Genomic DNA, 732 nt, shown 5'->3' with positions numbered 1-732 from the left:
TGCGCCCTTTGCGTCTTTGCGGTGAAAAAATTGAATGCGAGCACGCGTTACTTCGCTTGCGAATAAAACGCGTTCGCCGCCGCGATGCTTGCGCCGGCAGTGAACTTGAAGCATTGCTCGGCTAGCAACTGTTCGAGCGCCGCCAGGAACGTCAGCACGTTCTCGGCCCGGGCCGTGTGGCCCATCAGGCCGATCCGCCAAACCTTCCCCTTGAAGTCGCCCAGACCGGCGCCGATTTCAATGCCGAACCGCTCCAGCAGTCCGCCGCGGACCTTGGCGTCGTCGACCCCGTCGGGCACGCTCACCGCGTTCAGTTGCGGCAACTGGTGTCCTTCCTGGGCCGTGTAGCGAATGCCCAGCGCCGTCAGGCCGGCCTTCAAGGCACGATGGTGCCTTTGATGGCGCTCGAACGACTTGGGCAACCCTTCTTCCAGGACCACACGCAGCGCTTCGTACAGCGCGTAGGTCATGTTGATTGGCGCGGTGTGATGGTAGACGCGCTCCTGGCCCCAGTATTTGGCCAGCATCGAGGCGTCGAGGTACCAGCTCGCGATCTTGGTCTTGCGCGTGGTGATCACTTCCTGGGCGCGCGGACCAAATGACACGGGCGCGAGCCCCGGCGGACAACTGAGACACTTCTGCGAGCCCGAGTAGATCGCGTCGATTCCCCAGGCGTCGACTTCGACCGGCACGCCTCCCAGCGAGGTGACGGCGTCGACCAACAGCAGCGCC

At 63.7% G+C, this 732-nt stretch carries 1 protein-coding gene; it reads right to left on the bottom strand.

The features are described 5' to 3' along the window. Positions 1 to 47: 47 nt before the first annotated feature. A partial coding sequence (locus JSS27_19250) for an alanine--glyoxylate aminotransferase family protein (protein ID MBS0211087.1) occupies positions 48 to 732 on the bottom strand: 685 nt, incomplete at its 5' end.

It is taken from the genome of Planctomycetota bacterium (assembly GCA_018242585.1).
GTDB lineage: Bacteria > Planctomycetota > Planctomycetia > Pirellulales > PNKZ01 > JAFEBQ01.
This window is presented reverse-complemented; position numbering and strand designations above follow the sequence as displayed.